Origin of the sequence: Devosia limi DSM 17137, from assembly GCF_900128975.1 — a bacterium.
In the GTDB taxonomy this organism is placed as follows: Bacteria; Pseudomonadota; Alphaproteobacteria; order Rhizobiales; family Devosiaceae; genus Devosia; species Devosia limi.
The window spans coordinates 1-23,477 of sequence record NZ_FQVC01000011.1 but is presented as its reverse complement, the minus strand read 5'-3'; the positions used below and the strand labels follow the sequence as shown (position 1 = coordinate 23,477).

Below are 23,477 nucleotides of genomic sequence, written 5' to 3'. Positions count from 1 at the left end.
GAATCGATTCAATTCAGGATCGAGGTCTGGCTTGAACCGATTCAAAAATAGCATCGCCAAGAGCTGGGTCAAGTCAATTTTGAACCGATCCAATATCGTGCTATCACGTGCCCAACGGCGGGTCCGCGGCGCTGGAGCGAGGTATCGGTGGCAGGCAAGAGCGTGAAGCTGGCGGATGTGGCCAAGGCGGCGGGGGTGTCGCAGGGTACGGCGTCCAATGTGTTCAGCCGGCCCAACCTGGTGCGCGACGAGGTGCGCGAGCGGGTGCTGGCGGCGGCCAAGGCGCTGGGCTATGGCGGGCCGGACCTCAAAGGGCGGCTGCTGCGCGCGGGCAAGGTCAATGCCATCGGCGTGGCGGCTGTCGAGCCGATGTCGTATTTCTTCGACGATCCATGGGCGCGGGCGCTGATGGCGGCAATCGCCCGGGTTTGCGACGCCAGCGGCTCGGGGATCGCACTGGTTTCGGCGATGAACCACGAGCGGCTGGCCTGGAATATCCAGAGCGCGCTGGTCGACGGGTTTATCCTGCTCTGTGTCGAGGGTGGGGAGGAACTGGTGCAGCTGACGCGGGAGCGGCAATTGCCGTTCGTGGCGCTGGCGCTGGGCGTGCAGGATCGCTCGATCCCGGCTATCGGCATCGACAATGTCAGCGGCGGGGCATTGGCGGCCCGTCACCTGACCGATCTGGGGCATCGCAAGTTTGCGGTGCTGGCGACCGAATTCAATGCCGATGACCATGTCGGGCTGGTGAGCGCGGCGGATGTCGCCGGGGCGATTTATGCGACATCGCGCGATCGCGTCACCGGCTATCGGCAGGCGCTGGCCGCAGTTGGTCTTGGGCCGGAGGACTTGCCGGTCTACGAGACGCGCAATGACAAGGCGAGCGTCGAAGCCTGCCTGGCGAGGATCTTTGCCGGCGGGGAGGGGCCGACGGCACTACTCGCCATGTCGGACAGGATTGCACTCTATGCGCTGGACTGGCTGAAGGCGCGGGGCCTGCAGGTGCCCGGGGATGTTTCCATTGTCGGATTTGACGGGGTGCCGGAGGCGCAAGCATCGACGCCGGCGCTGACCACCATCGTGCAGCCGATGGCCGAGATCGCCCGGGTGGCGGTCCATGCGATCCTTGAAAACGCCGTGCCGAGCGAACGGCGCACACTCCCCGTGACGCTGGCAGTGCGCGCGAGTACGGCGCCGCCTGCGGCCTGACGGAAGTCGCGCAACCCAGCTTGCCCGGCGCGGCACTTGGCCGTATCAATCCCCCCGACTTTCCGGGAGGTTGACTATGGGTTTCTTGTCCGAAGCACTTGAGCGCGTGGCGCCGTCGGCGACGGTGGCGATCAGCCAGAAGGCGCGCACCATGGCGCAGGCAGGCCGCGATATTATCGCGCTGTCGGCGGGGGAGCCCGATTTCGACACGCCGCTCAATGTGCGCGAGGCCGCGATCCGCGCCATGAACGAGGGCAAGACCCGCTACACCAATGTGGACGGCATTCCTGAACTCAAGGAAGCCGTGGCCGCCAAGTTTCGCCGGGATAATGGGCTGGACGTGACCGCCGCCGATTGCTTTGTCGCCTCGGGTGGCAAGCAGATCATCTTCAACGCGCTGATGGCGACGCTGAACCCGGGCGACGAAGTCGTGGTGCCGGTGCCCTATTGGGTGAGCTATCCCGAAATCGTGCGGCTATGCGGCGCGACGCCGGTGTTTGCGGTGGCTGATGCCTCTACGGGGTTCAAGTTGTCTCCGGAGGCGCTGGACGCGGCGATCACCCCGGCGACCAAGTGGCTGATCCTCAATACGCCGTCCAACCCGACGGGGGCGGCCTATAGCGCGGCGGAGCTGCGCGGGTTGGCCGATGTGCTGCTGCGCCATCCGCATGTGCACATCCTGACCGACGATATCTATGAAGTGCTGGTCTATGATGGCGGCGTGTTCGCCACTATCGCGCAGGTGGAGCCGGCGCTGCGCCCGCGCACGCTGACCATGAATGGCGTGTCAAAGTCGCATGCGATGACCGGCTGGCGCATTGGCTATTGCACGGGCCCGCGGCCGCTGCTGGCGGCGATGCTGAAGCTGCAGAGCCAGTCGACCACCAATCCGTCCTCGATCGCGCAATGGGCCGCCGTCGAGGCGTTGAACGGACCGCAGGACTTCCTCGCCGAGTGGCGGGCGGTGTTTCAGGAACGGCGCGACCTGGTGGTCAAGGGGCTCAACGCCGATACCGGGCTCGATTGTCTGACACCGGAAGGGGCGTTCTACGTGTTCCCGTCGTGCCAGCGCCTGCTGGGCAAGACCAGCGCCGGCGGCACCAGGCTGGTGACGGACGAGGACTTCGTCATGGCGCTGCTGGAGGAAACCGGCGTGGCGCTGGTGCATGGCACCGCCTTCGGCCTGCCGGGGCATTTCCGCCTGAGCTATGCCGCGGCCAATGCCGAGCTGGAAGAGGCGGTGGCAAGAATCCAGGCGTTTTGCGCCGGGATCGCGTAGGGGCGGAGTAGCGCCGGCAAGAAAACTGGATCCCGGCTTTCGCCGGGATGACGGCTGGTGGGTGAGGAAGGGGCCGGGCGCTGACAGGCTGTGGCGCTTCCGGCTGCTACTTGCTGAACCAGCTGGAGAAGCCGGTATTACCGCTGGATTCGCCGAACATTTCCATCATCTTGGCGGTGGAAGTGTAGCTGGACAAAGCCGCCTCGTAGAACTTTTTGCTCCAGCCGGCGGCCTGGCGCTCTTCGGGGCTCATGGCCGAATAGAGGCTGATGACGTTCTGGCTGAAGGCGGTGGGGTCGCTGGATTTGGCGGCGTTCTGAAAGCCGGCGACGAGCGCGGCGCCGCTCTTGGAACGCATGGCGGTCTGGGCCGCGTTGACCTCGGTCTCGGTGAACTTGCCAGTGCCATCCAGGATGATCGAAGACAGCGAGCGGCTGTCGAAGGCGATCATGTCGATATAGGTGCCGACAGTGGTCTTGCTGTTGAATGTGGGCACCTTGCCGTTGGCGACGGCATCGGCATAGAGCTTGTCGAGGGTCTTGCGGGCCTGCTCGGCGACACTGCCGATCGGGCGGGGCGAAGCGGCCTCGCCGGCTTCGGCCAGCGCCAGATAGAGGGCGACCGGATCGTCCTTGTTGGTGGTGGGGAGCTTCTTGGGATCGGCCTGCAACTGCTTGAGGCCCTCGGTGAGGGCGGCGCGGCCGGCAATCCATTCCTTGTCGAGCTTTTCCTCGGGGCCGAGGGCGTCGAAATATTCGGCGGCGGCCTTGTAGAGGTTCTGATAATTGCCGGTTACCCTGGCGACGGCGGCCGGGCCGGAAAGCGCGGCTTCAAAGCGGCGCTGCATTTCGAGGCCCGCCGCCTTCTGCTCATCGGGGGTGAACTTCGACTCGCCGTTGCTGGACATGGCGTAGAGTTCGCGCTGGTCGAGCGTGCTGAGATCGACGGCCAGCTCGCCCTTTTCCAGCGGATTGGTGCGGCCGGCTTCCAGCATGATGGCTTCGAGCTTGGCGCGGACCTCGCTGACCACGGTGGCGAAGTCCTTGAGCTCCAGCGAGGCTTTGGCGGCATCGGACAGCGTGACATTGGTGGCGGCGCTGTCGGTGCTGGTCTTGGCGGCAGCGCCAGACGTGCCGGCGGTCTGCTGGGCGACATTGTTCACGAAGGTGCTGGCCAGGCTGGCATAGCTGGTGGTGGAGTAGGCGGTGTTGACGCTCACCATGATCGGCTCCTGCAGGGATGACACCATGTGGTTAAGCTTTGGGTAAGCAAGTCCCGTGCCGCATGGATAGGTCAGCAAGATCAATCGGATAGCGATGCGATGGGGAGAGCCGGCGGCAGATATTGCCGGTTTGGCGGCAGGAATGACCTAGAAAAAAAAGGCCCCGCCCGAGGGGATGGGCAGGGCCTAGGGGGTCATCAGCCGAAGCCGCTGACCTTGGAGGCGCCAGCGGCCGGAGCCGCCAGCGGAAGTCATGCAGCACTATCCCTGATCAGGCGGTGGAGAACAAACGCCGGTTGGGAAGTGCAGCCATGCAGGCGGCGAATGAATGCGCAAAAAAAAAAGGCCCCATCCGAAGATGGAGCCTGATGATAGGGCCGAAGCCAAATCGAAAGTGGGGCAGAGAGCAAGGGAGGAGGAGATGCGCTCTGCCAGTGGTCCCAAGCCGAGGGAGGAGGATACGGCTCGAAACCGGGTGTCGGCAACATGGTCCGAGGGAGGAGGATACGGAGCACGTCGCGGCGACAGGTGTGAATATAGATTTTGACCGGATGGTCAGCAATGGCGGAGTTGGTATGCCAGCCATGCAGCAGACACAGCGACATTGTGTCCACTCACCCACCAGGGCAGCCGCCGGCAGTGGCAAAAAAAAGGCTCCATCCGAAGATGGAGCCTGATGATAGGGCCGAAGCCAAATCGAAAGTGTGGCAGAGAGCAAGGGAGGAGGATATGCGCTCTGCCGGTTGAACAGGGATCGAGGGAGGAGGATACGATCCAAGTTCGGGTGTCGCGATACAGGAACCGAGGGAGGAGGATACGGGTCCGTCTCAGCGACAAACGCAATATGATCTCTACTGACTGAGTCAGCAATTGGCTTGTTAACATGTCAGCCATGCGCGTGTTGCAGGCGTAAATCGGATCAGAATGGCCCGGCGCACAGGCGTTTGGGCAAAAAAATATGGCCTCGCTCGAGGGGAGAGCGAAGCCATAGTTTTGTAGGGCAGAACCCCACAAGGAGGGAACGCAGCAGGAGCAAGGGAGGAGGAGAAGCACCCGCTGTGTGAGGATCGATATAGGGATGTGCACTGCGCTCAACAATTGGGCAATGGTTATGCCAGCCATGCGTCCGGCGCATGAGCTTGCAAATTGTGTAATGAAATCAGTGATTTTACTGTCACCAAACCGTCATGTGGACGGCTTGTCGCAGGGGGCGATGGTGATGTTTGCGGCAGTTTTGGTGCGGTGAGGGGATTAATTGAGCAGGTGGGGGGGAGTCGGCGGGAATCAGGTGGGCGAGTTTCACTGAGTCATTCCCGCGCCGGCGGGAATCTATTCTGGGATGGTAGGGAGAATGGATTCCCGCCGGCGCGGGAATCACCGGGTGGGTTGAGATGGCCCGGTAGGGTGGGATTGCCCGGACCAGCCGGGCAATGGCGGCGGCGTGGCCTATAGCCAGCCTTTTCGCTTGAAGAACAGGTAGGGCAGGACGGCGGAGGCGATCATCAGGCCGATGGCAAAGGGATAGCCGACCTGCCAGGCCAGCTCGGGCATATGCTCGAAGTTCATGCCGTAGATCGAGGCCACCAGGGTCGGGGGCAGAAAGACCACAGCGGCGACCGAGAAGATCTTGATAATCTGGTTCTGTTCCAGATTGATCAGGCCCAGCGTCGCGTCGAGCAGGAAATTGACCTTGTTGGACAGAAAGCCGGCGTGATCACCCAGGGCCGAGGCGTCGCGCTGCAGGATCTTCATCTCCTGGCGCACATCGCGGGCAGCCTTGGTCTCTTCCTTGGTCTGGTGGAAAGTGGTCAGGCGCAGGATGGAGACCAGGCTTTCCCGCACCAGGGTCAGCATGTCGCCCTTGTTGCCGATCTTTTCGATCAGCGCTTCGAGATTGCGCGCCTTGCGGGTCGCGCTCTTGTCCCTGGAGCGGAAGACCTCGCGCGAAATCGCGTCGAGTTCATCGCCGGTCCACTCCAGAATCTGGGCAAGTCGATCAATCAGGGCCTCGATCAGCCCGATCATCACCATCTCGCCGGTATTGTAGGCACGCGCGCCGGGCTTGGTGGCGCTGGCCTCGAACAGGGCGAAGGGGAGCGGTTCGGCATAGCGCAGGGTGACCAGCACCTTGTCGCGGAGAACGAAGGTGACCGGGGTCTTGAGCGGGTCGTGTTCCCGCAGGTTGACCAGGGCGGTCAGGGTGAGGAACTCGGCATTGGATTCGGTGTAGAGGCGGGCGGAGGGCTCGATGTCCTGCATTTCATCGCGCGTCGGCACGGAGACACCCAGGCAGGCCTCGACGAACTTTTCCTCGTCGGGGGTGGGATTGATCAGATCATACCAGATGCCGCGGTCCAGCCCCTCGATATTATTGACGCCGTCAGTGACGGAGCGGATGAGGTGCTGGCCGCTATAGGTATAGATATGGAGCATGGCTGTGGTCCTTGATGCGGTGCTGGCGGCACCGCGCGGACCTGGGATCAGGCCTGAACGGGTGCCGCGGTCTTTGGGGCTCGACTTCGAGAGTCGGGGTTCATCGGGGTTGATCCTATGTTGCTGACGGCGGACGAGCCGCGATCACCCGACACTTGGGCCGGTGCGGCGGAAGTGTCAAGGGCGGCAGCGCCTTAGAGGGTGGCGGTGACAGGGATAGCCGGTGGCTGCTACGCGGTGGACAGGATTGTTCATCCTGCCCATCGGGTGATCGCAACCGAGGTCGTTGCGGTGCCTAGAAGCTCCACTCGCGGGCCTTGCCGACGAGGAAGTCGCGGAACACACCGACACGCTTGGAGCTCTTGAGCGCGGGCGGATAGACGAAATAGGCCTCGTATTCCGGGATCTGGATCTCCGGCAGGATCTGGACCAGACCATCTTCCTTTTCGGTGACATAGGCCGGCAGCATCGCGATGCCGATGCCGGCGCGGGCGGCCTGCATCATGCCATAGACGGCATTGACCTTGAGTACCGCCCGGCGCGGAGAATTGTCCGAGCGACCGAGACGTTCGAGGAAGTTGATGTCGCCGAGATAGGACGGCACGGGCTCGCCGAAGCTGATGACGCGGTGATTGTCGAGGTCTTCGATATTCTTGGGCGCACCATATTCGGCGATGTAGCTCTGCGAGGCGTAGAAATAATTATGCACCGTGAACAGCTTGCGCTGGATCATCTCGGACTGGTTGGGCCGGTGCAGGCGAATGGCAACATCGGCCTCGCGCATGGCCAGATCGAGCTCGGCATCGTTGAGGCGGATTTCGAGCTGAATCAGCGGATAGAGCTTGAGGAATTCGTCGAGGCGTGACGATAGCCAGGTCGAGCCGATGCCCACCGTGGTGGTGACGATGAGCGGGCCGGTGGGGACGTCCTGACTTTCGGACATCTGCGTTTCGACCTGCTGGAGTTCCCAATGCATGCGGTGGGCAGTGCGGAACAGCTGTTCACCCACCTCGGTGAGCACGAGGCCGCGGGCGTGGCGGATGAACAGTTTGAGGCCGAGATCGTCCTCCAGCGCCGAAATCTGCCGGCTGACCGCCGACTGGCTCATGCCGAGCTTCTCAGCGGCGTGAGTGAAGCTCCCCGACTCGGCGGCGGTGTGGAAGATCCGGAGCTTGTCCCAGTCGAGCATTTTGACGCTTTCTCTTTATGTGGGCAGGTTTACTCCGCTGCCTCGGCCAGTTCGTGTTCGGCAAGGTATCGTTCGGCATCGAGCGCAGCCATACACCCCATGCCAGCGGCGGTGACGGCTTGACGATAGACATCGTCAGTGACGTCGCCGGCCGCAAAGACGCCGGGGATGTTGGTTTCGCAGGTGCCGGGTTTGACCTGAAGGTAGCCTCCCGCCTTCATGTCCAGCTTGCCGGCAAATATTGACGTAGATGGGGCATGGCCGATGGCGACGAAGACGCCGTCCACAGGCTGCTCATATGTCCGCCCGGTGACGGTATCGCGCAGGGTGATCGAATTGACCGAAGGTGGCATGGCGGTACCGCCGATATCGGCCACTTCGGTATTCCAGCGCACTTCGATCTTGGGGTTCTTGAACAGGCGTTCCTGCAGGATGCGCTCGGCCCGGAACTCGTCGCGACGGTGCACGACAATGACCTTGGAGGCGAAATTGGTGAGGAACAGCGCCTCTTCGACCGCGGTATTGCCGCCGCCGACCACGACGACTTCCTTGTTGCGATAGAAGAAACCATCGCAGGTGGCGCAGGCGGAAACGCCGAAGCCCTGGAATTTCTGTTCGCTCGGCAGGCCCAGCCATTTGGCCTGGGCGCCGGTGGCGATGATCAGGCTGTCGGCGGTGTAGATATCGCCGCTATCGCCGGTCAGCACGAAGGGGCGCTTGTCGAAATCGACCGAGACGATGAGGTCGTTGACGATCCTGGTGCCGACATGCTCGGCCTGCGCCTTCATCTGATCCATGAGCCAGGGGCCCTGGATGACGTCGGCAAAGCCGGGGTAATTTTCCACATCGGTGGTGATGGTCAGCTGGCCGCCGGGCTGCAGACCCTGAATCATCACCGGCTCCAGCATGGCGCGCGCCGCGTAGATGGCAGCGGTGTAGCCGGCAGGGCCCGATCCGATGATGATGACTTTCGCGTGCATCGCGACGCTCTCCGAAACTGCGAGGAAAAGAATAACTCCCCCGGCCTAGATAAAGGCCGTGGGAGCAATGATTCAAGGTCCACTCGGTGCTGTCCGGTCAGAAGAGCGGTGATAACACCGAAATGTCACACCCCCGCTAGGGGTATGCTCAATTTTTGAGCACTAGATGTAGCGGATTTTTACGATTTCATAGGATCGGGCACCGCCTGGCGCGGAAACCTCGAACGAATCGCCCTCGGCCTTGCCAATCATGGCGCGGGCGATTGGCGAAGAAATCGAAATGCGACCGCCCGAAGCGTCGGCTTCCGGGTCGCCCACGACCTGATAGGTCTTTTCTTCCTCGGTATCTTCATCAAGGAAGGTTACCGTGGCACCGAATTTGACGCTGTCGCCCGAAAGCTTGGACACGTCGATGATGTCGGCAAGCGCCAGCATCGACTCCAGTTCCTGGATGCGACCTTCATTGAGGCTCTGCTGTTCCTTGGCCGCCGAATATTCGGCGTTTTCGGACAGGTCCCCATGGGCGCGCGCTTCCGAAATGGCGTCGATAATGCGACGACGCTCATTGGCGGTACGGTGCTGGTACTCCAGGGTCAGAGCCTGATGGCCCCCAACCGTCATTGGAATCTTGTCCATTTTTCGTCTCGCCTCCAAAGGCACGGCAAATATAGGCATCTTCCTGCCAAAAGGACGTTCGGCATCAGCGTCACGATAACTTTTTCGGGAAGATAGGCTCAAGTTGCCCGCAAGCCACGTTGTGGTCAAGCGGGTGTTGCGCATTCGAGATGGGGTCTCCACACGCAAGTGCAAGTCTTAGGGATAATCGGGAAGAAAGGCCAGATGATGTTGAGTGCTTATGCCCAAGCCCATTCCGGGGCCATCGCGCTGCTGCTGATTGCCGCAGCTACGCTGCCTGCTACGGCGCAAAAAGCCCAGAGCAGCGCCGGCCCGCTCGTGGCCACGACGATCGCCGAAGGGCTCGAGCACCCATGGGCGCTGCAATTTCTGCCCGATGGGCGGTTGCTGGTCAGCGAGCGCAGCGGGCAATTGCGGATTGTCGCCGATGGCGTGGTTGGGCCGCCCATCGCGGGTGTGCCGGCGGTCTATGCCGAGGGGCAGGGCGGGTTGCTCGACGTGGCGCTGGCTCCCGACTTTGCCGAAAGCGGGCGGCTCTATCTGAGCTATGCCGAGAGGGCGCAGGATGCCGGATTGCAGCGCGGGCAGGGCACGGCGGTGATGGCGGCAACGCTGGCCCTCGATGGTGATGGCGGGCAATTGAGCCAGCAGGACGTGATCTTTCGCATGAACAATTTCACCAATACCAACCGCCATTTCGGCTCGCGGATCGTGGTGGGGCAGGATGGCAACGTGTTCGTGACCCTGGGAGACCGCGGCGACATGAACCGGGCGCAGGATCTGTCGGACCTGGCCGGCGCCGTAGTGCGGATCGGGCCGGATGGCACGGTGCCCGCCGACAATCCGCAGCTGGAGGGCTGGGCGCCGCAATTGTGGAGCAAGGGACATCGCAACCCGCAGGGGGCGACGCTGCGTGAGAGCGATGGGGCGCTGTTTACCGTCGAGCATGGGGCGCGGGGCGGCGATGAGCTGAACCAGCCGAAAGCCGGCGGCAATTACGGGTGGCCGGTGATTACCTATGGTCGGGACTATTCGGGGCTGGCGATTGGCGTTGGCACCGAACAGGCCGGGCTGGAGCAACCACTGCATTATTGGGACCCATCGATCTCGCCGTCGGGGCTCGACTTCTACGAGGGTGAATTGATCGGCGAGTGGCAGGGCGACCTGTTGACTGGCGGGCTGAGCGGACAGGTGCTGGTCCGGCTGGACATGGAAGGCGACCAGGTGGTCGGCGAGGAGCGACTGTTCGAAGGGGCGCTGGGGCGGATCCGCGATGTGCGGGTGGGGCCGGATGGCGCGGTCTATGTGCTGACGGACGCCAGCAATGGCCGTGTGATGCGTGTGGCGCCAGAGGGGATGTAGGGCGTTCCGGTCGTGGATAGGTGAAAGGGAGGAAACTGGATCCCTTGCGCCGGGGTGACGGCGGTGGGGTGAAGTTCAGCCCCGGAAAACAAAAAGGGCGCATCCCCTCCAAGTGGATGCGCCCCTTATGCTCGTACGCTGCCTGGTCAGGCGGCGGTCAGGTTGTCGGCGGCGGACTTGCCAGTCCGCTTGTCCTTGACGATTTCGTAAGTGATCTTCTGACCTTCATCCAGGCCATTCAAGCCAGAGCGTTGAACGGCGGAGATGTGCACAAACACATCAGCCCCGCCCTCGTCGGGCTGAATGAAGCCGTAGCCTTTTTGGCCGTTGAACCACTTTACGGTGCCAGTTGCCATGATGCGCGTTCCCTCGTGCAGTCGCTGCTGTAGGCAGCCCCGATCACAATGATCGAGACTTGAGTGATCGAAATATCGGAGAGTGACGTCAGCAGGGCGAATGGTGTTCGCATGATCAGATCGGTCGGCCGCAATATTCGATGGCGCAATTCTATCCCGAAAGAAACTCGTGTTCAATATGTCGTGTTGGCACGACAAAATACCCGGTCGACTTTGGGTCAACCAGGATAATGACTAAGTTCATCAAGTGTTCGCACCGGCCAAAGACTGCCGATGCCGACGCGCAGAAGTCCGGCAAAACAATGGGATAATCGCTTTGCCACGGGCGTCTGCCCGAAGCCGGGGCACAATGTGCCGGAACTGGGCCACCCCCCTATAGCGCAAAACAGCGTATCGCGCACGCCCCACAATCTCGCGGGTGCATATTTGCCCTGCGCGACAGCGCTTGCTTTTAGGCAAAAATTCCTTCAAACCGCCGCCCTGCCGGGTCCTCCGGCCCCTCAATCTTTCCGAGTATCATCCGTCTTGACCAAGGCGTTTCAATCTTCCGGCGATTTGATCGCCGACCGGCGCGTGGGCTATGCCAAGCTCCTTGCCGAAGGGGGCGAGTTCATGGCCGCCGCCGACCTGATGGAGCAGGCCCTCGACCTTGTCCCCGATTGGCCCCCGGGCTGGGACCTGCTCGGGGGGTATTATGAAAAATCCGGCGAAACCGCGAGGGCCATAGCGGCATGGCGGCGCCTGGAAGCACTGGACGACGATGGTCAGTTCGGCGCTCAGCTCAGGCTGGCGGCATATGGTGCCGCCAGTGCCAGCGACGGTACGGCCGTCAGCTATGTCGAAGCGCTGTTCGACCAATATGCCGCCAGGTTTGAAAGTGCGCTGCTGCAAAACCTGAAATACCAGGTGCCCGCACTGCTCGATATCATGCTGGCCGAGGCCATGGCCGGGCTGGGCATCGAGCATTTTGCCGAGGCTCTCGACCTGGGCTGCGGCACCGGCCTGATGGGCGAACGCCTGCGGCAGAAGGTGTCGTTCCTCGAGGGGATAGACCTTTCGGCGGCGATGATTGCCGAGACTGCCCGCAAGGGCATCTATGATCGGCTGGGCAAGGCGGAACTGGTCGCCTCGCTGGGTGGGCGGCCACCGCAGACTGACCTGATCACGGCGGCCGATGTGTTCATCTATTGTGGGGCGCTGCCGCCGGTGCTCGAGGCGGTGGTTCCGGCACTCAAGCCGGGCGGCTTGCTGGCGTTTTCGCTGGAAGCCCATGATGGCGAGGAGGCGGTGTTTCTGCGGCCGTCGCTACGCTATGCGCATGGTGTGGCGGCGACGCGGCTGGCGCTGATCGCGGCGGGACTGGACGTGGTGCGGTTTGAAACCGCGACGCTGCGGCAGGACCGGGGCGCGCCGATCACCGGCATGTTGATCGTCGCGCGAAAACCCATGGCGGTTAATCCGCTGCTAACCATCGAGGATGAGTTGGTGGGGACAAGTCTGGAGGGGTGTGCGGTCTAGCACGCTTGCCTTGTTCCTGCCCGGTTTGGGGCATGGGTTCCGCCCATTCGAAAGGCGGACTTTTATGAAATTTGTAACGAAAGCGGGTCTCGCACTCGCGATGATGGTGGCGCTAACCGGTGCCACCATGGCCGGCGATACGATGGCCTTCTGGGACCAGCAGCAGAAGGGTACCAACTTCTTTTCGGTGAAGCCGCTGGCCGAGCGCTTTGTCGACGCCAAGGCGGCGGGGGTGACCTGGGGGCGGCTGGCCTATGACAAGTGGCCCGCTAGCGAGCGCGACTTTCTGATCGGCAGCGCCAGCAATTACCAGGGGCTGGTCGAGCCCGACATGGCCAGGCTCGAAGAGGTGCTGGGCTGGGCCCATGACGCCGATATCGGCATGGTGATCGCGCCGCTGACACTGCCGGGCGCGCGCTGGCAGCAGAACAATGACGGCCAATTCGACAACCGGCTCTGGGAAGACAAGAAATACTGGCAGCAATCGGCCGATTTCTGGCGGGATCTGGCGGCGCGGCTGAAAGACAATCCGGCGGTGGTCGCCTACAATATCGTCAACGAACCGGCGCCCGAACGCGGCACGGGCGCGGCCGAGGCCACCAGCCCCGGCGACACGGCGAGCTACATTGCCTGGTATGACGAGCACAAGGGTACGGCGCGCGACCTGCCGGCATTCTATGAAATGGTGATCGCGGCGATCCGCTCGGTCGATCCCGATACGCCGATCATGGTGGATAGCGGCTGGTATGCCAATGCCGGCACGTTCAGCTCCTGGGAGACGCCGCTGAGCGATCCCAAAGTGCTCTACGCCTTCCACATGTACGAGCCGTACAATTTCACCGCCGGCAAGAATTTCCGCGAGCAGAAGGGCTATGTCTATCCTGGCGTGGTGCCCTATGGGGATGCCGATGTGGAGTGGAGCGCTGGTACGGTCGATGCGTTCCTGCAGCCGGTTTATGACTGGGCAGACAAGCAGGGCCTGCCGCCGACGCGGATCGTGGCGGGCGAGTTCGGATGCATGCGGCGGAACGAGGGATGCGCCGAATATCTCACCGACGTGATGGCCAATTTCAACCGGCACGACATTCACTGGGCGTTCTATTCGTTCCGCGAGGATGAGTATGACGGGTTCGATTATGAACTCGGCAGCGACGCGCTGGGCTGGAAATATTGGGAAGCGGTGGACAAGGGGGAGACCCCGGTGATGCCGTATAAGGCCAATCCGCTGTGGGATGCGATCCAGGCGGGGTTGAGGGAATAAGGTAGGGGTTGCCGGGGTTCAGGAGGGAAACTGGATCCCGGCCTTTGCCGGGACATGTATTTTCACCGGGCTGCCCGTGGGCTTTACCCGCGGGTCGGGCGGCGCAAGCACAGTCCTGGTCGTAGGATAGTGGCCCACGGGTCAAGCCCGTGGGCAGCACAGTGGGTGGAATGACGGCGGTGCTCGATCGCAGGGAGACGGCCTGTCCGCAGTTGCCTGTTTGCGCAGCTCCTGATCAAGTTGGGGAGGGCTGATTTGCCCGTCTCAGTTCTCAGGATCGACTGCCATGACCGCCATTCGCTATGATTTCCGCTCCGATACCGTGACCCGGCCCAGTGCGGCGATGCGGACGGCGATGATGGGGGCGGAAGTGGGCGATGACGTGTTCGGGGATGATCCGACAGTCAGCCGGCTGGAAGCGGTGATGGCCGAACGGCTGGGCAAGCAGGCGGCGATCTTCGTGCCGTCGGGGACGCAATCGAACCTGTTGGCGCTGATGAGCCATTGCGGGCGTGGCGATGAATATATCGCCGGACAGCAGGCGCATTGCTATCGCTGGGAAGGCGGCGGGGCGGCGGTGCTGGGATCGATCCAGCCGCAGCCGATCGAGCACCAGGCGGATGGCACCATGGCGCTGGCCGATATCGAGGCGGCGATCAAGCCGGATGATAGTCACTTCGCGCCGGCAAAGGTGATCGCGCTGGAGAATACCTTTGGCGGGCGGGTGCTGCCCTTCGCCTATATGCAGGATGTGGCGGCGCTGGTGGGACGGCGCGGGCTGGGGCTGCACCTGGATGGGGCGCGAGCCTTCAATGCCAGCGTCAAGCTGGGCATGGATATTGCGGCCTTCACGGCGGCGTTCGACACGGTTTCGATCTGCCTGTCCAAGGGCCTGGGTGCGCCGGTGGGCTCGGTGCTGGTCGGGCGGCAGGACCTGATCGACAAGGCGCGGCGGCATCGCAAGATGCTGGGTGGCGGCATGCGGCAGGCGGGAATTTTGGCGGCGGCAGGCCTTTATGCGCTGGAGCATAACGTGGCGCGGCTGGCCGACGACCATGCGCGGGCAAGGCGGCTGGCCGAAGGGCTGGCGCGGCACGAGGCGCTGCGGGTGACCATGCCGGACACCAATATCGTCTTCATCGACATGGATGCCAGCGTCGGCGAAAAGTTCACGCCGTATCTGCAGGGGCAGGGGGTTGGGGTCACCGGGCGTTATGGGCAGCAGCGCTGGGTGACGCATCTGGATGTGGACGAAGCGGCGGTGGATGCATCGCTGGCGCTGGTGGATGGGTTTTTCCGCGCGGCGTGATGCGTGACCTGAGAAGTGTGGACCACCCGGACAAGCCGGGTGGTGACGGTGTGGATGGATTGGTGAGGACGCCAAAGGGCGCGTCCCTCGGTGAGTTCGCTAGCCCTGCTGTTCCTGCCAGTGGCGGTGCAGGGCGGGGATGTCGCCGGCGGTGAGCAGTGGTATGGCGATCTGCAACTGCTCGTCGGACCAATCCCACCACGCCATTTCCAGCAGCAGGGCGATGTTGGCATCGCTGAAGCGCTTGCGGATCAGCTTGGCCGGGTTGCCGCCGACAATGGCATAGGGCTCCACATCCTTGGTGACGAGTGCCCGCGTGCCGATGAGCGCGCCGTGGCCGATGGTGACGCCAGCCATGATAATCGCCTCGCTGCCGATCCAGACATCGTTACCGACCACGGTGTCGCCTGCGGCCGCGTAGCCATCGAGCGCACCGGCAAAGGCAGGCACTTCGGGCATGTAGTGGAACGGGAAGGTCGACACCCAGTCGTTCCGGTGACCCTGATTGCCGGCCATGATGAAGGCGGCGCCACTGCCGATGGAGCAGAAGCTGCCGATCAGCAGCCGGTCGGCGCCGGGCTGGGGTAGCAGATAGCGGGCGCAATCGTCGAAGCTATGGCCATGATAATAGCCGGAATAATAGCTGTAGCGGCCGACGATAAGGTTGGGATTGGTGACCTGCTCGGACAGCAGGATGCCCTTGAACGGGCTTTCAAAGTAATTGGTCATGGTTTTGGTCTTTCGGGTTCAGGAGCGGCCGAGCGCGCGGCGGATGGCTGTCTCGACGGCGGAATAGGTGCCGTCGGGGCGATGCAGTTGCAGCGGTGCGCTGGGCATGAGGGGTGGTTGGGCCATGAGCGGCCGGGTCCAGGTAGCGGGATCGTCGGGATGAATGGCGCGGGCGGCAGCGGCGACGTCGCGGGGAAAGGCGTTGTCGATGCGGACGAAGCCGTCGGTGATGAATAGATCGATCTGCGCTGCGGAGAGCGCCAAGAGATTGGCAGGCATTGGAAATGTCCATGAGTTCGCACGGCCACCTCAGGGGTAGCCTGATCAGGCGGCAGGGCCGCCCGTCGGATGTGCTCGATTGAGCGCCGCTAGGCGGTCAAGTGCACGGCGAACTTGGTTGCTTCGGACATCATGGTGGGGAGAGCATAGCCGGGCGGACGGAAAGGTCAACACCAGGTCGAGGGGGAAGGGGAGACACGGCGGCAGAGCAGAGGGGTGCGGCGATAGGGCAGTGAGACGGAAACTGGATCCCGGCTTTCGCCGGGATGACGCCATGGGTGGCGATGGCGCTGTGGGCGGCGATGGTGTGGTGGGTGGGCCATGACGCCGGTGGGCGGGCGCTGTGGGCGAGTGTGTGGAGAGAGGGGAGCAGGACTGGTCCTGCTCCCGTAGTCGCAATCAGGCGGTGAAGTAGCTTTGCAGCGAGCGGACGGTGAGGCTGCCCTGCTGATAGGCGATGATGCCTTCGATGGCAGCCAGTGCCCCGTCCACGGTCGTGTAATAGGGGATCTTGGCGTAGAGCGCGGTGCGGCGGATATCGCGGCTGTCGCTGATCGACTTCATGCCGTCGGTGGTGTTGATCACCAGCTGCACGCCGCCATTCTTCATCGAGTCCACGATATGCGGACGGCCTTCGAGCACCTTGTTGATCTTGGTGGCGGCGATGCCGTTTTCCACCAGGTAACGCTGGGTGCCGCCGGTGGCGAGGATGGTGAAGCCAGCCTTTTCCAGATGACGGATGGCATCGACGATCAGTGGCTTGTCGCTATCACGCACCGAGATGAAGGCGGTGCCCGAGGCCGGAACCTTGGAGCCGGCACCCATCTGCGACTTGGCGAAGGCCATGGCGAAATTGGTGTCGAGGCCGATGACTTCGCCGGTCGACTTCATTTCGGGGCCAAGCACCGTATCGACGCCGGGGAAGCGGTTGAACGGGAACACGGCTTCCTTGACGGCGATATGCTCGAAGGACTTTTCGACGAGGCCGAAGCTGTCCAGCGACTCGCCGGCCATGATGCGGCTGGCGATCTTGGCGATGGGCTGGCCGATGACCTTGGCGACGAAAGGCACCGTGCGGCTGGCGCGCGGATTGACTTCGAGCAGGTAGATGACGCCGTCCTTGAGCGCATATTGCACGTTCATCAGGCCGCCAACCTTGAGCGCGAAGGCGAGTTCACGGGTCTGGCGCTTGAGTTCGGTGATGATTTCGGGGCTCAGATTCTGGGGCGGCAGCGAGCATGCGGAGTCACCGGAGTGAATGCCGGCTTCCTCGATATGCTCCATGATGCCGGCGACGAACACGTCCTTGCCATCGCACAGCGCGTCGACGTCGATTTCGGTGGCGCCAGAGAGGTAGCCATCGAACAGCAGCGGGTTGTCGGACAGGACCGAGTTGATCTGGCCGGTCTTGTCGTTGGGATAGCGCTGCAGGATGTCGGGCGGCACGAGGCCGGTCAGGGTGTCCTGCACATAGCGCTCGAACTCATTGGCCGAATGCACGATGGCCATGGCGCGGCCACCCAGCACGTAGGACGGGCGGATGACCAGCGGATAGCCCAGGCGTTCGGCGATCAGGCGAGCCTGCTCCAGCGAATAGGCGATGCCGTTCTTGGGCTGGGTCAGTTCCAGCTTGTTGAGCAGCTTGCTGAACAGGTCACGGTCTTCGGCCAGATCGATGGCGTCGGGCTGGGTGCCCAGGATCGGCACGCCGGCCTTCTGCACGGCTTCGGCCAGGTTCAGCGGGGTCTGGCCGCCAAACTGGACGATGACGCCATGCAGGGTGCCGTTCTGCTTTTCGGTTTCGAGGATTTCGATGACGTCTTCTTCGGTCAGCGGCTCGAAATAGAGGCGGTCGGAGGTGTCGTAGTCGGTCGAGACGGTTTCGGGATTGCAGTTGACCATGATGGTCTCGTAGCCGGCATCGGCCAGCGCGAAGGCCGCATGGCAGCAGCAATAATCAAACTCGATGCCCTGGCCGATCCGGTTCGGGCCGCCGCCCAGGATGACGACCTTCTTGCGATCGGACGGACGCGCCTCGTCGGCAACAGCGCCGGCGAACGGGGCCTCATAGGTCGAGTACATATAGGCGGTCGGCGAGGCAAACTCGGCGGCCGAGGTGTCGATGCGCTTGTAGACCGGGCGAACACCCAGGCTGTGGCGCAGTTTGCGCACGTCGGATGCCTTGACGCCGGCCAGCTGGGCCAGGCGCGGGTCGGAGAAGCCCATGGCCTTGAGCGAGCGCAGAGCGTCGGCGTCGTCGGGCAGGCCAAACTGGCGCACCTTGGCTTCGGTATCGATCAGGCCCTGCATCTGCTCGAGGAACCACGGATCGATCTTGCAGACTTCGTGGATGTCTTCCAGGCTCATGCCGAGGCGCATGGCTTCGGCAACGTGCAGCAGGCGATCAGGGGTCGGGGTGCCAAGGGCGGCCTTGATGGCGTTCTTGTCTTCGCCTTCGCCGAGGCCGGGAATGCCGATTTCGTTGAGGCCGGTCAGGCCAGTTTCAAGCGAACGCAGCGCCTTCTGCAGCGATTCCTGGAAGGTGCGGCCGATGGCCATGGCTTCGCCGACCGACTTCATCGACGTGGTCAGGCGATTGTCGGCGCCGGGGAACTTTTCGAAGGCAAAACGTGGGATCTTGACCACGACATAGTCGATGGTGGGCTCGAACGAAGCCGGGGTCATGCCGCCGGTGATGTCGTTGTCCAATTCATCGAGCGTGTAACCGACGGCGAGGCGCGCGGCCACCTTGGCGATGGGGAAGCCGGTGGCCTTGGAGGCCAGGGCCGAGGAGCGCGACACGCGCGGGTTCATCTCGATGACGACCATGCGGCCGTCGGCCGGGTTGATACCGAACTGCACGTTGGAGCCGCCGGTCTCGACGCCGATCTCGCGCAGCACCGCCAGCGAGGCGTCGCGCATGATCTGGTATTCCTTGTCGGTCAGGGTCAGCGCCGGCGCGACAGTGATCGAGTCACCGGTATGGACGCCCATCGGATCGATGTTTTCGATCGAGCAGATGATGATGCAGTTGTCGTTCTTGTCGCGAACGACTTCCATCTCATATTCCTTCCAGCCGAGGACGCTTTCCTCGACCAGAACTTCATTGGTCGGGGAGGCATCGACGCCGCTCTCGACAATGGCCAGATATTCTTCGCGGTTATAGGCAATGCCGCCGCCCGTGCCGCCCAGGGTGAAAGACGGGCGGATGATGCAGGGCAGGCCGATCACTTCAAGCGCCTGCAGCGCTTCGATGGTGTTGTGGGCCAGCATGGAACGCGGGGTTTCCAGCCCGATCTTCTTCATGGCATCGCGGAACAGTTCGCGATCCTCGGCCTTGTCGATGGCCTCGGCGGTGGCGCCGATCATTTCGACATTGTACTTTTCGAGAATGCCCATCTTGCGGAGCGACAGGGCGCAATTCAGCGCCGTCTGGCCGCCCATGGTGGGCAGGAGCGCATCGGGGCGTTCCTTCTCGATGATCTTGGCGACCACTTCGGGGGTGATCGGCTCCATATAAGTGGCATCGGCCAGATCCGGATCGGTCATGATCGTCGCCGGATTGGAGTTTACCAGGATGATCCGGTAGCCCTCTTCCTTGAGCGCCTTACATGCCTGGGTGCCTGAATAATCGAATTCGCATGCCTGCCCGATGATGATCGGACCCGCACCGATGATGAGGATCGATTTGATGTCGGTACGTTTTGGCATGGGCTCACTCGGCTCGTTCGATGGACGGGACGGGCGAGGAAGAATCACCCGACATTCAGGCCACCCGCACCATTCGCGCACGACAACGGGGCGTTGCGGCGCTTGGGGAAGGCTTGGACGGGGTGGTTAGGTGGGCTGTCTAGCGGAGAAGACGCCGAAAGGGAAGGGGTTTGGACCGCTTTCCAGGGGTCCGAGGCTGCGACAACCAGTCCTTTTGAACAGGCTTGGGCGGACAGATCGACGCTGCTGCAGGATACTAAGCTGTTGCACTAAGTTTCCTTGCCGTGATACTTAGCCTTATGGAACAGTATCCGGACCCGTTGAACGGCATATTCCTGGCTCTGGCCGACCCGACACGGCGGGCAGTGCTCGGGCGATTGGGGCGGGGGCCCGCCAGCGTCGGCGAACTGGCGGCGCCCTTCGATATGGCGCTGCCATCGTTCATGAAGCACATCCATTTTCTGGAGGGGAATGGCTTGATCCAGACCCGCAAGCAGGGTCGGGTGCGGATTTGCGCCATCGAGACGCAGCAAGTTTTGGCGGTCCAGGCGTGGTTGTCGGACCAGCGGGCGATCTGGGAAGGTCGGACCGACCGGCTGGAACAGTTCGTCATCGCCGCCCACGGGCAGGAGGCAGAGACATGAGCAAGGATTTCGAGAACCAGAGCTTCGATCCCCAGCGCGATCTGACGATCTCGCGCCTGATCAAGGCACCACGCTCGGTGGTGTGGGCGGCCTGGACCGATCCCGCCAAGTTTGCGCAATGGTGGCTGCCCGAGCCGGCCAAGTGCCGGGTGCTGGCCCTGGAGGTGCGGCCCGGCGGGGCGATGGTAACGGAGATGAGTGAGGATGGCGGTGCCTTCGTGCCGCATATGAATGCGTGCTTCCTCGCGGTCGATGATGGCCGGCGCATCGTCTTCACCAATGCACTGGAGGGCGGCTGGCGGCCGGCGGAGCAGGCCTTCATGACGGCGGTCATCACGCTGGCCGATAATGACCAGGGGACCGATTACGTGGCGCGGGTCATGCACAAGAGCAGCGCGGATCGCGCCATGCATGAAGAACTTGGGTTTCATGACGGCTGGGGCACGGTCATCGGGCAACTGGCACGATTGGTGGAGCGGTAGCCATCCGTTCCAGCGGGGCGTTCCCGCTGGGGGCACGTTCTAGGCTTCGACCAAGCCAGCCTGGTGAGGCTCTGCCGGCCGTGTCGGCACGCAGCACTGCATACACCGGCTGTTAAGCATAACCGATTGATAATGACGCGGCGGAACTGAGTTCATCCTTCGCTGCAGCGGACTCTTTTTCCACCCGTTGCCGGCAGCCTTTGCTCAAGTTGGGTTTCAGATCGTATGCGTCTCATTATTGGTATCGTGCTGGTTATCGTCTGCGTGTTCGGCGGTTACGCTGCAATGGGCGGGCACCTTGAAGTGCTCTGGCAGCCCTTCGAAGGCGTGATCATTCTCGGCGCGGCGCTGGGGGCATTCGTGATCGGCAATACCGGGGCGGTACTGAAGCAGTCGCTCGGCGTGTTCGGCACGCTGTTCCGGGGCCCGCGCTACAACAAGGCGTCCTATATCGAATTGCTCGGGCTGCAGTTCAGCCTGTTCAAGCTGGTGCAGGCCAAGGGTATCCTGGCGCTGGAACCTCATATCGAAAACCCGTCGCAATCCTCGCTGTTTGCACGCTTTCCCAAATTTGCCGCCAACCACCATGCGGTGGAATTCATGTGCGACTACCTGCGCATGGTGACGCTGGGCTCCAACAATGTCCATGAAATGGAAGCGTTGATGGACGAGGAGCTGGAGACCCATCACCAGGAGCGCGAACGGCTGGTTTCGGCCGTGCAGGCGCTGGCCGATGGTACACCGGCGCTGGGCATCGTGGCCGCCGTGCTGGGCGTGATCAAGACCATGGGCGCCATCTCGGAGCCGCCCGAGGTGCTGGGCCATCTGATCGGCGGCGCGCTGGTGGGTACCTTTCTCGGCGTGTTCGTTGCCTATGGCTTTTTCGGCCCGATGGCGCAGGCGCTGCGCAATATCTATGACGCTGAAGCCAAATACTTCCTGTCGATGAAGGTGGGCCTGCTGGCGCACATTTCGGGCCAGGTGCCCGTCATGGCCATCGAATTTGCCCGCAAGGGCCTGATGTCGGAAGACCGGCCGACATTCGAGGAAATTGACCAGGCGACGGCCAACCTGCCGGCAAACTGAGCCTTGGGCTCTAGGGAAGCGACTGCATCATGGCTGGGTTAGAAAACCGCCCCATCATCATCAAGAAGGTCAAGAAAGCCGGCCACGCCCATCATGGCGGTGCCTGGAAGATCGCCTATGCCGACTTTGTGACCGCGATGATGGCGTTCTTCCTGCTGCTCTGGCTGATCAGCATGACCACGCCCGAGCAGAAGGAAGGGCTGGCCGACTATTTCGCCCCTCCCAATGTGAGCATTTCGACCAGCGGGTCGGGCGGCGTCATGGGCGGCAGCGCCATGGATGCGACCGGCGCCAAAATGGCCGGCTCGGCGATGGACGCGGTCGATGACGTGTCGATCTCGACCGAAAGCACCGATTTCGGCTCGCACGCAGCCGGCACCGGTGGACGCGAAGGCATGACCGGGGAATCCGAACAGGCCATGGGCGCGTCGCAGACCGATCTGCAATCGAGCAATGACCTGGCCTTCCAGAGCGCCGCCGCCAGCATCCGCCAGGCGTGGCAGGCGATGCCGAACATCACCGAGATTGCCGACAACCTGATTGTCGAGAAGACCGAAGAGGGGCTCGATATCCAGATCATCGATCAGGAAGGGCGTCCGATGTTTCCCGAGGGGTCGAAATATCCCTATGAGATCACGCGCCAGGCGATTGCCGCCATCGCGCCGATCCTGCAGCAATTGCCCAACCAGATCCGGGTTTCCGGCCACACCGCTGCCGGCACGAGCTATAGCAATCCGCGCTATGGTTCATGGGAATTGTCGGCTGACCGCGCCAATATGGTGCGGGCGACACTGGGCGAATTCGGCTTGAAGGACGGCAGCGTGAAGTCGGTCGTCGGACGCTCGACCACCGACCCCTTCTTCCCCAATGATCCCTATATGGCCGCCAATGAGCGGGTGCGGATCACGGTGTTGTACGAGCCGTCGCCGGTCCCTCCAGGGCTGGCGCCCTAACGAATTCAGCGATAGTCTTCTGCCTATAGCTGGGTATCGGGTCCGCATCGCGCGCCCGATACCGATGATCACGCACTTCAAAATATGTTCTTGTCTCGTCCGGCCGTAACAGCAGGAGACCAGGCCAATGACACCGAAGAGCATGGACGGCACCGATCCCGCAACCTGGGATCCCGCAATGGACGCCCTGGCGGCGGCACCTCGACATCACCAGGTCCTCTATGAGGACGATCTGATCCGGGTCGTTTCCGTCAGCATTGCCCCCGGCGAAACCGAACCGGCGCATCATCACCGATGGCCATCAGTTTTCGTCATCGACCGGCTGGTGAAGCTGAGGGACTTCAATGGCAAGGGCGAGGAAATCCCTCTGCCGATTCCAGATGCGTTTGAACTGCCGCTAACCATCAGGATGCCGCCACAGCCGCTGCACTATGTGCGCAACGAGGATGCGACGGCGTTTCACGGCACGCGGGTGGAGTTCAAGCAGGGCTTTCCGCACTAGGTAGCGGACTCATAAAAGCGCATCCAGAGGCGTGAACAAGCGATGAGAACGGCGGCGAGATAGTTGCGCGCCGTCTTTTCGTATCGGGTTGCGATCTTGCGGAAGTGTTTGAGCTTGTTGAAGAACCGTTCTACGAGGTTGCGCTGGCGGTAGATGGCTGGGTCGACGCTGCGCTGCTGCTTGCGGTCCCGTTGGGTTGGGATGTGGCCGCGGCCGCCTCTTTGCTGGATCATCTCGATAATGGCTTGCGCGTCGTAGCCGCGGTCCGCGACCACGTCACCGACGACTGCTCGTGTTGCCAATAGGGCGGGAACCGCTGCTTTGTCTGAGGCCTGCC

General features: G+C 62.6%; 20 protein-coding genes and 1 pseudogene. 11 read left to right on the top strand and 10 right to left on the bottom strand.

The genetic code is table 11. The annotated features are described in order from the left end of the window. Window positions 1-102 precede the first annotated feature (102 nt). Together BUA69_RS15890 and BUA69_RS15885 are read left to right on the top strand one after the other, a co-directional pair. The gene (locus tag BUA69_RS15890) at window positions 103-1,209 is read left to right on the top strand and encodes a LacI family DNA-binding transcriptional regulator (RefSeq protein WP_425283910.1); all 1,107 of its coding nucleotides are present in this window, start codon (window positions 103-105) and stop codon (window positions 1,207-1,209) included. 76 nt (window positions 1,210-1,285) lie between these two features. Next, window positions 1,286-2,488, top strand: coding sequence for a pyridoxal phosphate-dependent aminotransferase (locus tag BUA69_RS15885; RefSeq protein WP_046133606.1), 1,203 nt, complete (start codon window positions 1,286-1,288; stop codon window positions 2,486-2,488). A gap of 106 nt (window positions 2,489-2,594) precedes the next feature. Here the strand turns inward: BUA69_RS15885 and BUA69_RS15880 are convergent, their stop codons facing one another. From BUA69_RS15880 to greA, 5 genes are all read right to left on the bottom strand, one after another. Continuing rightward, window positions 2,595-3,710 (bottom strand): hypothetical protein, encoded by a 1,116-nt coding sequence (locus BUA69_RS15880; RefSeq protein ID WP_143154547.1) that lies wholly within the window; start codon window positions 3,708-3,710, stop codon window positions 2,595-2,597. Between the two features lie 1,446 nt (window positions 3,711-5,156). Continuing rightward, the gene (corA, locus tag BUA69_RS15875) at window positions 5,157-6,143 is read right to left on the bottom strand and encodes a magnesium/cobalt transporter CorA (RefSeq protein WP_046133603.1); all 987 of its coding nucleotides are present in this window, start codon (window positions 6,141-6,143) and stop codon (window positions 5,157-5,159) included. Window positions 6,144-6,438: 295 nt separating this feature from the next. Further along, the gene (locus BUA69_RS15870; RefSeq protein WP_046133602.1) at window positions 6,439-7,332 is read right to left on the bottom strand and encodes a LysR family transcriptional regulator; all 894 of its coding nucleotides are present in this window, start codon (window positions 7,330-7,332) and stop codon (window positions 6,439-6,441) included. Between the two features lie 29 nt (window positions 7,333-7,361). Next, on the bottom strand, window positions 7,362-8,312 hold the full coding sequence (gene trxB / locus BUA69_RS15865) for a thioredoxin-disulfide reductase (RefSeq protein WP_046133601.1): 951 nt from the start codon (window positions 8,310-8,312) through the stop codon (window positions 7,362-7,364). A gap of 162 nt (window positions 8,313-8,474) precedes the next feature. Next, the gene (greA, locus tag BUA69_RS15860) at window positions 8,475-8,948 is read right to left on the bottom strand and encodes a transcription elongation factor GreA (RefSeq protein WP_046133600.1); all 474 of its coding nucleotides are present in this window, start codon (window positions 8,946-8,948) and stop codon (window positions 8,475-8,477) included. 204 nt (window positions 8,949-9,152) lie between these two features. On the opposite strand from greA, the gene BUA69_RS15855 reads away from it, so the two are divergent. Then, window positions 9,153-10,310: a PQQ-dependent sugar dehydrogenase gene (locus BUA69_RS15855; protein WP_046133599.1), complete on the top strand. Its 1,158-nt coding sequence runs from the start codon at window positions 9,153-9,155 to the stop codon at window positions 10,308-10,310. Window positions 10,311-10,456: 146 nt separating this feature from the next. Here the strand turns inward: BUA69_RS15855 and BUA69_RS15850 are convergent, their stop codons facing one another. Then, window positions 10,457-10,666, bottom strand: coding sequence for a cold-shock protein (locus BUA69_RS15850; protein ID WP_046133598.1), 210 nt, complete (start codon window positions 10,664-10,666; stop codon window positions 10,457-10,459). Window positions 10,667-11,191: 525 nt separating this feature from the next. Here BUA69_RS15850 and BUA69_RS15845 point away from each other — a divergent pair. From BUA69_RS15845 to ltaE, 3 genes are all read left to right on the top strand, one after another. Then, window positions 11,192-12,184, top strand: a complete 993-nt coding sequence (locus BUA69_RS15845; protein ID WP_046133597.1) for a class I SAM-dependent methyltransferase — start codon at window positions 11,192-11,194, stop codon at window positions 12,182-12,184. Window positions 12,185-12,248: 64 nt separating this feature from the next. Then, window positions 12,249-13,445: a glycoside hydrolase family 5 protein gene (locus BUA69_RS15840; RefSeq protein ID WP_046133596.1), complete on the top strand. Its 1,197-nt coding sequence runs from the start codon at window positions 12,249-12,251 to the stop codon at window positions 13,443-13,445. Window positions 13,446-13,731: 286 nt separating this feature from the next. Then, window positions 13,732-14,754, top strand: a complete 1,023-nt coding sequence (gene ltaE, locus BUA69_RS15835; RefSeq protein WP_046133595.1) for a low-specificity L-threonine aldolase — start codon at window positions 13,732-13,734, stop codon at window positions 14,752-14,754. A 99-nt stretch (window positions 14,755-14,853) separates the two neighbouring features. Here ltaE and catB read toward each other — a convergent pair whose 3' ends face one another. From catB to carB, 3 genes and pseudogenes are all read right to left on the bottom strand, one after another. Next, window positions 14,854-15,483 (bottom strand): type B chloramphenicol O-acetyltransferase, encoded by a 630-nt coding sequence (gene catB / locus BUA69_RS15830; protein ID WP_046133594.1) that lies wholly within the window; start codon window positions 15,481-15,483, stop codon window positions 14,854-14,856. Between the two features lie 123 nt (window positions 15,484-15,606). After that, a pseudogene (locus BUA69_RS21180) lies at window positions 15,607-15,762 on the bottom strand (phytanoyl-CoA dioxygenase); the annotation flags it as partial. A 399-nt stretch (window positions 15,763-16,161) separates the two neighbouring features. Further along, the gene (gene carB, locus BUA69_RS15820) at window positions 16,162-19,473 is read right to left on the bottom strand and encodes a carbamoyl-phosphate synthase large subunit (protein WP_046133592.1); all 3,312 of its coding nucleotides are present in this window, start codon (window positions 19,471-19,473) and stop codon (window positions 16,162-16,164) included. A 299-nt stretch (window positions 19,474-19,772) separates the two neighbouring features. On the opposite strand from carB, the gene BUA69_RS15815 reads away from it, so the two are divergent. The 5 genes from BUA69_RS15815 to BUA69_RS15795 all read left to right on the top strand — a co-directional run bounded on the left by BUA69_RS15815 (window position 19,773) and on the right by BUA69_RS15795 (window position 23,140). Next, window positions 19,773-20,117, top strand: a complete 345-nt coding sequence (locus BUA69_RS15815) for an ArsR/SmtB family transcription factor (protein ID WP_046133591.1) — start codon at window positions 19,773-19,775, stop codon at window positions 20,115-20,117. Continuing rightward, complete coding sequence (locus BUA69_RS15810; RefSeq protein ID WP_046133590.1) at window positions 20,114-20,599, top strand: SRPBCC family protein; 486 nt, start codon at window positions 20,114-20,116, stop codon at window positions 20,597-20,599. The genes BUA69_RS15815 and BUA69_RS15810 overlap by 4 nt, the downstream gene beginning before the upstream one ends. 225 nt (window positions 20,600-20,824) lie before the next feature. Beyond that, window positions 20,825-21,685, top strand: a complete 861-nt coding sequence (gene motA, locus BUA69_RS15805) for a flagellar motor stator protein MotA (RefSeq protein WP_046133589.1) — start codon at window positions 20,825-20,827, stop codon at window positions 21,683-21,685. A 29-nt stretch (window positions 21,686-21,714) separates the two neighbouring features. After that, window positions 21,715-22,638: a flagellar motor protein MotB gene (locus BUA69_RS15800; protein ID WP_046133588.1), complete on the top strand. Its 924-nt coding sequence runs from the start codon at window positions 21,715-21,717 to the stop codon at window positions 22,636-22,638. Window positions 22,639-22,780: 142 nt separating this feature from the next. Further along, window positions 22,781-23,140, top strand: a complete 360-nt coding sequence (locus BUA69_RS15795; protein WP_052950328.1) for a hypothetical protein — start codon at window positions 22,781-22,783, stop codon at window positions 23,138-23,140. Here BUA69_RS15795 and BUA69_RS15790 read toward each other — a convergent pair. Then, window positions 23,137-23,477, bottom strand: a 341-nt coding sequence (locus BUA69_RS15790) for an IS5/IS1182 family transposase (RefSeq protein WP_072866590.1), incomplete at its 5' end; no start/stop codon positions are given. The genes BUA69_RS15795 and BUA69_RS15790 overlap by 4 nt on opposite strands.

Bases quoted from the DNA above. Each gene is read 5' to 3' on its own strand.
- corA (WP_046133603.1), bottom strand. From the start codon at position 6,143: ATGCTCCATATCTATACCTATAGCGGCCAGCACCTCATCCGCTCCGTC.
- BUA69_RS15815 (WP_046133591.1), top strand. From the start codon at position 19,773: ATGGAACAGTATCCGGACCCGTTGAACGGCATATTCCTGGCTCTGGCC.
- BUA69_RS15840 (WP_046133596.1), top strand. From the start codon at position 12,249: ATGAAATTTGTAACGAAAGCGGGTCTCGCACTCGCGATGATGGTGGCG.
- BUA69_RS15800 (WP_046133588.1), top strand. From the start codon at position 21,715: ATGGCTGGGTTAGAAAACCGCCCCATCATCATCAAGAAGGTCAAGAAA.
- BUA69_RS15795 (WP_052950328.1), top strand. From the start codon at position 22,781: ATGGACGGCACCGATCCCGCAACCTGGGATCCCGCAATGGACGCCCTG.
- BUA69_RS15885 (WP_046133606.1), top strand. From the start codon at position 1,286: ATGGGTTTCTTGTCCGAAGCACTTGAGCGCGTGGCGCCGTCGGCGACG.
- ltaE (WP_046133595.1), top strand. From the start codon at position 13,732: ATGACCGCCATTCGCTATGATTTCCGCTCCGATACCGTGACCCGGCCC.
- BUA69_RS15855 (WP_046133599.1), top strand. From the start codon at position 9,153: ATGATGTTGAGTGCTTATGCCCAAGCCCATTCCGGGGCCATCGCGCTG.
- BUA69_RS15880 (WP_143154547.1), bottom strand. From the start codon at position 3,710: ATGGTGAGCGTCAACACCGCCTACTCCACCACCAGCTATGCCAGCCTG.
- carB (WP_046133592.1), bottom strand. From the start codon at position 19,473: ATGCCAAAACGTACCGACATCAAATCGATCCTCATCATCGGTGCGGGT.
- BUA69_RS15850 (WP_046133598.1), bottom strand. From the start codon at position 10,666: ATGGCAACTGGCACCGTAAAGTGGTTCAACGGCCAAAAAGGCTACGGC.
- motA (WP_046133589.1), top strand. From the start codon at position 20,825: ATGCGTCTCATTATTGGTATCGTGCTGGTTATCGTCTGCGTGTTCGGC.
- greA (WP_046133600.1), bottom strand. From the start codon at position 8,948: ATGGACAAGATTCCAATGACGGTTGGGGGCCATCAGGCTCTGACCCTG.
- trxB (WP_046133601.1), bottom strand. From the start codon at position 8,312: ATGCACGCGAAAGTCATCATCATCGGATCGGGCCCTGCCGGCTACACC.
- BUA69_RS15810 (WP_046133590.1), top strand. From the start codon at position 20,114: ATGAGCAAGGATTTCGAGAACCAGAGCTTCGATCCCCAGCGCGATCTG.
- catB (WP_046133594.1), bottom strand. From the start codon at position 15,483: ATGACCAATTACTTTGAAAGCCCGTTCAAGGGCATCCTGCTGTCCGAG.
- BUA69_RS15870 (WP_046133602.1), bottom strand. From the start codon at position 7,332: ATGCTCGACTGGGACAAGCTCCGGATCTTCCACACCGCCGCCGAGTCG.